At 47.8% G+C, this 5,007-nt stretch carries 2 protein-coding genes and 1 rRNA gene; 2 read left to right on the top strand and 1 reads right to left on the bottom strand.

Annotated elements, in window-relative coordinates; genetic code table 11:
* Positions 1-203, bottom strand: a 16S ribosomal RNA gene (locus tag CBE68_RS18520); the annotation flags it as partial.
* A 942-nt stretch (positions 204-1,145) separates the two neighbouring features.
* Here CBE68_RS18520 and CBE68_RS18525 point away from each other — a divergent pair.
* Together CBE68_RS18525 and CBE68_RS18530 are read left to right on the top strand one after the other, a co-directional pair.
* Entirely contained in the window at positions 1,146-4,283 is a 3,138-nt protein-coding gene (locus CBE68_RS18525) for a S8 family serine peptidase (RefSeq protein ID WP_087507709.1), read from the top strand.
* A gap of 64 nt (positions 4,284-4,347) precedes the next feature.
* On the top strand, positions 4,348-4,860 hold the full coding sequence (locus tag CBE68_RS18530) for a PEP-CTERM sorting domain-containing protein (RefSeq protein WP_087507710.1): 513 nt from the start codon (positions 4,348-4,350) through the stop codon (positions 4,858-4,860).
* Positions 4,861-5,007: the final 147 nt, after the last annotated feature.

Consider the following 5,007-nt stretch of genomic DNA (forward strand, 5'->3'; position numbering starts at 1 on the left):
GCCCCCTTTGGCCCGTAGGCATCATGCGGTATTAGCAGTCGTTTCCAACTGTTGTCCCCCACCTCTGGGCAGATCCCTAAGCATTACTCACCCGTCCGCCACTCGTCGGCAAAGAAGCAAGCTTCTTCCCGTTACCGTTCGACTTGCATGTGTTAGGCCTGCCGCCAGCGTTCAATCTGAGCCATGATCAAACTCTTCAATTAAAAAGTTTAATGCGTTGCTCAACTGATTGATTTCGATTAATCGAATTGACTGTTCATTCGAACACTCTTCAATAAGTTGATAATTTTTTATCTCAACTCACTGCGAGTGCCCACACAGATTGTCTTGCTAATTGTTAAAGAGCGATGCGCCTTAAAATGCGCGTGCTGCACAAGGATGTGTGAATGTCGAAATCATTCATGGATGAATGTTTTATTTCGACCAGCTCCTTGGCTGCGGGAGGCGTATATTACGCTTCCGATTCTCAGTGTCAACCGCTTTTTGAAATCTTTTTTCAAATCGCTGCTCATCGTTATTTGAAGAGCCTGGTTGATTGAGTGCTTCGAGAAAGTTTGAAACTTTAGAAGTTTGCCGTTGCCCCGAAGCAGTGGAGGCGCATTATAGGGACTCTTCGAATTCGGTCAAGGGCTTTTTTAACTTTTTGTTCCGAGCGGTCAATTATTATTCAAAGCATCAAGATTTGCGTAATTTCAGGATAAAAAACGCACAAAAACCGGAGCTATCGCTCTCTTTTTAATTTTGATTCTCAAAATGTCTATTAATAATGACTGAGCCCAATAGACAAATGGCGCCACATTTTCCTTACCCACCCGGTAACAATGGCTTGTTTTAACCGGTAGACACACCAAATCGCGCCAGCCAGATCCACAAAAACTACTTTTGCAGTCGGGCCGCTACTCAAACTTAACTGGCCACACGACAGGTCGAGATAAAAAATCGGACGTCTTCAACGCTAACTAAGCAACTGTTGACTATATTAAATTCGACTCACAAATCGAGTTTTTAATCTAATGCCATCAAACACCTTTTTAAGGCATTAGTTTTGCTTGATAGCACACCGTCTCTTAGCCGTATCGGGAGATATACCGACAAACAGTTATTAATCAAATAAAAAGCATATACCTTAATAAAGGAGATTAAGAATGCTTCACGACAAAAGGATGTCGAGCTTTTTACTTCTAACTTCATCGCTTTTACTGCCAACGATGTCTTCGGCAAATGAAGTAACAGCAGCGGATACTGCGAAATTCAAAGCTCTCGGCCAATCCACTTTTCACCAATCCAGTAGCAAAAACTACATTGTTCAACTTAAAGATCCCGCCGGCATTACTATTGCCCAACTCAGCGGTGGTTTGACTCCAAGTAATCCAAGCAATGCGTTTGCCAATAATAGCTACAATCCGAAACAAGCCGTTGTAAAGTCGCATACGGACAAACTAGAGCAATTGCACCAAAAGATCGCCCAAAAAGCGGGCTTATCGAAGATTCACCACTCTTACACTCATACATTTAATGGCTTCAGTGCCATGCTTACCGAGTCACAGGCCGCGGCTTTAGCTGCCGATCCTGATGTTGTAGGCGTATGGGAAGATGAATTACAGAAACCAACAACAGCAAATACACCAGAATTTCTCGGCCTCAATGGCGGCAATGGTCAACACTCTTTAGATATTAAGGGTGAAGGCGTTATCGTTGGCGTGGTTGATACCGGTATTTGGCCGGAGCATCCAAGTTTTGCTGATGATGGTTCTTATTCAGATCCGGCTTTGCTCGGTTGGAATGGCAACTGTGATCAGGGTGATGACGAAACATTCAACTGTAATTACAAGTTGATTGGAGCTAGTTACTTTAATAGCTCCTTTGTCGCAGCCTACCCGCTAATTGAAGAGGAATTTAATTCGCCGCGAGACGCAGATGGCCACGGTAGCCACACTGCAGGCACCGCTGCAGGTAACGAATCAGTAACAGCAACTCTATTTGGTACCGACATCGGCTCCGTAACCGGCATTGCACCAAGAGCTCGAGTCGCAGCATACAAAGCCTGTTGGAATAGTGACTTTGTCACTGAAGATGGCGAAGAACAAAGCGGCTGTTTCTATGGCGATACCATGGCGGCAATCGATCAAGCCGTCGCCGACGGTGTAGACATCATCAACTACTCCATTGGCGGTAGTTTAACTGATCTAACGACACCTGCGGCGACATCAATGCTACTTGCTGAGCAAGCAGGTGTGTTTGTCTCCGTATCAGCCGGTAATTCAGGCCCTACAGCGCAAACAGTTGGCACACCGGCTCCGTGGGTCATGAGTGTAGCGGCGTCAACTTACTCCGGCGAAAGTGTCACTAACGCCATTCGTGTCACCACTTCCGATGAGTTCTCAGTGGACTATCAATCGGTGGAAGGCGCGATCACAAAGCCATTGGTAGAGTCTGGTGACATTACCGCAGCATTGGTAGTGGCGAGCCCGTTGGAAGCTTGTTTTGTTGCCGAAGACACACCGACGGCTCTCGATAATGCCGAAGCTATCGCGGGTAAGATTGCGGTCATATCACGTGGCAGTTGCGCATTTGTTGAGAAAGTTGCTCGCGCGCAATTAGCTGGTGCCGTGGCTGTCGTGGTGTACACCAATGACGACGGAAGTCCAATAGTTATGGGCGGTGATGATAGCTTTGATATTCCTGGCGTCATGGTTAGTAAAGCCGATGGCGAATTGCTAGCCAGTCAAATCGATGCTGAACTCGCTCCTATTGCGACGTTAAGTGTCGGCAACTTTGTTGCCAGCACCGAAGTCGGTAATATCATGGGTGACTTTTCTTCGCGTGGGCCAAACCTATCAACCGGCGACCTAATTAAGCCTGATATTACTGCGCCGGGTGTTCGAATCTTGGCGGCAACTACCGCAGCGCCAGCCTTTGCAACTCAAGGTGAATCATTTGCCTACCTGCAAGGCACGTCAATGTCGGCACCGCATATCGCAGGTATGGCAGCCTTATTGAAGGAACAAAACCCTACGTGGACTCCATCAATTATCAAATCTGCGTTGATGACCTCTAGCTATCAGACTGTTGTCAAAGAGGACGGCGTCACCCCTGCCGATCCATTTGATTTTGGCGCAGGCCACGCAGCGCCAGTCGCCGCAATGACACCAGGTCTCGCTTATGAAGCCAATTTCTTTGATTACATGGCATTCATGTGTGGTTTGCAGCAAGAAGACTTTGTTGCCGGTATCAGCGGTTACAGTTGTCAGGCCTACGTCAATGCGGAATTCGACATTGATCCAAGTGAACTCAATTCGGCTTCTATTGCCATTTCGGAATTGTCCGAAACCGAGGATGTGCTCAGAACAGTAACCAATGTCAGCACTACTGATTCGGTATACACGGCAACAATTGAAGCTCCTGCAGGCGTTGATGTGCAATTGTTCACCGCCCAAGAGGACGGCTCACTGGTCGTCGCTGCAGGCAGTCGTGCTCAGTATGCGCTGGTCTTCACACCGAATGATAGTGCAGTGCTGAACCAATGGGTATTCGGCGCTATTACTTGGACAGATAGCTTTGGCCATTCAGTTCGCAGCCCAATCGCGATCAAGGTTGTCACGCCTAAGTTGATTTTGGCACCGGAATCAATCAGCGATACCGTCAACGCGGCACGCGATCGATTGAGCTTCCGTATTGCAATGAGCTACAGCGGCCGCACAAGCACTGAATCTCTCGGTATGACTGCTCCGTATTACGCCACCGAAACCATCCCCCAAGATGAAGACGGTTCATTCGCTTTTTACGAGGCTAGTCTCGGCAAGCACTTCTTCCAAATTACTGACGACGTCAAAGTCCTCCGTTTTAGCCTCAGCGATCAGCTAGTAAGTGTCCCTGGTGCGAATCTGGATTTATATGTCTACCGTTGTATTGAGTGGAGTTGTGGCTTCGTTGGACGTTCTACTGGCGATACATCTGATGAAACTGTCATGGTTGTCGATCCAGAGCCTGCTGACGATATTTCTGTCGGTAATGTCTACCTCGTGATGGTGCATGCTAAGAACATTGATGGCACCGCTGAAGCGGTTGTGAGCTATCAAATGCCGAGTTGGTTTGTCGATTCAGCAAATCCGTCAACCACTCGCGTTTCAGCCAGCACCCGTGCGATAGCAGGTCGCGACAATCGTGTCTCCGTTACCACCAAAGGACTAGCTGCCGGCCACACCTATATGGGCGCAGTGACGTTTTACGATGGCGATGGTGTCGAACAAGGAACAACTGTTTTGGAATTAACGGCCGAGTAATCGCGCCACATGTTGTGATTTCCCAGCAGCTATTTGCTGCTGGGACTTTTAAGGAATCAAAAAGATGTTAAAGAAGTTTTTATCGGTTTTATGTTTAGCCTCAACACTAGTTTTTAGTGCTGCCAGCAATGCCACCCTAATCTCTCAAGAAATTATTTTCGGCGGCGCGGTTGAAGGCTCTATTGTCTATGACACCGCTCTGGCGGATGACTTTGGCTTTATTAATGGCTGGGAATCGTTTGATTTTCTCGGTTTGACGTTCGATTCAGCCGATGCTTTCGTCGCCGACCTAGAAGTGGATCCGACAGATCCGCTGCTGGGATTAACGTTTCTGTTCATTGATGCGACCGACACGCTGGGTATTCTCGATGTGTTCATGGAGTGGGATGCTGGCTTTGGCGATTTTACTGCTACCTTTGTCACAGGAGAGCTATTCGACTTTGTACCATTTGAGTTGGGCGCTGTGACCGAAGTGGTAGTCAACAATGGGCCGGTTGATGTACCTGAGCCTTCGGCGGCAGTGCTTATGTTAGCGGGGTTGCTGCTAGTCGCCTGCCGCAAGAAAGCCAAGCGATAGAGATTGAAGACGCCATGTTGTAAAAAAGCCCCTGCATGCAGGCAATGCTGATCAGTTAAGGATCGGTTGACCGATCTTCTGAACATAGGACAATCCGGTTTCCCCTTATGGAGCCGGATTTTTTTATGTCTATTACTGCCGTCCTCA

Source organism: Neiella marina (assembly GCF_002165625.1).
Taxonomy (GTDB): Bacteria; Pseudomonadota; Gammaproteobacteria; order Enterobacterales; family Neiellaceae; genus Neiella; species Neiella marina.

Excerpts from the sequence above, each read along its gene's own strand:
- CBE68_RS18530 (WP_087507710.1), top strand. The coding sequence starts at position 4,348 with ATGTTAAAGAAGTTTTTATCGGTTTTATGTTTAGCCTCAACACTAGTT.
- CBE68_RS18525 (WP_087507709.1), top strand. The coding sequence starts at position 1,146 with ATGCTTCACGACAAAAGGATGTCGAGCTTTTTACTTCTAACTTCATCG.